A 655-nucleotide genomic window follows, 5' to 3' on the forward strand; every position below is an offset into this window, starting at 1 on the left:
AGTGATTGCTGCGAGCGACTTGCCGTCTTCGCCGATCAGGCCCGACGACTTCAGCTGCGATACGTTCACCGCGTCCATGTCGGCCTTGCCCGCCGCCACATTCGACAGCGTCGTGCCGCCTGCGCCTGCCAGCTTCACCGACTTGTAGTTCGGCGTGCCGTCCACGTTCTTCTCGTACGTCACCGCGGCACGCGTGTCGCCATCACCATCCACCAGGCCGGTGTTCGTGAACTGGTTATTGATGTTCGTGATGTCGCCCGTGTTGCTCGCCACACGGCCGTCCAGGTTCTCCAGCGCATCGCCGACCGTGTGATGGTCGACCTTCTTCGAGCTGTCCGTGGGGTCGGTCAGGCTGTACGTCGGCGCCTTCACCTTGCCGCTCTCGTCCACCGTCGAGCCACCGCCCAACGCGTCCGCCACGCTCTTCGCCGTGCCGTACAGTTGCGCGCCGTTGACCGCGTCCTTGCTGTCCACGCTCACCTTGCCCGCATTCAGGTTCGTCAGCGTCGTGCCGTTCTCGCCGGTCAGCGTCACCTTGTCCTTCGTCACGCTGTCGTAAGACACGGCCAGCGGGTTCATGCCGCCTTCCACATCGCTGATCGCCTTCGTCAGCTGATCGACGTTCACCGCGTCGGTGCCGGCCTTACCCGTTGCA

General features: G+C 64.3%; 1 pseudogene. It reads right to left on the minus strand.

Features of this window, described 5'->3' with window-relative positions:
* Positions 1-655: pseudogene (locus tag U5771_RS35260) on the minus strand (hypothetical protein); the annotation flags it as partial.

The sequence above is a fragment of the Burkholderia sp. BCC1977 genome (assembly GCF_905339595.1).
Taxonomy (GTDB): domain Bacteria; phylum Pseudomonadota; class Gammaproteobacteria; order Burkholderiales; family Burkholderiaceae; genus Burkholderia.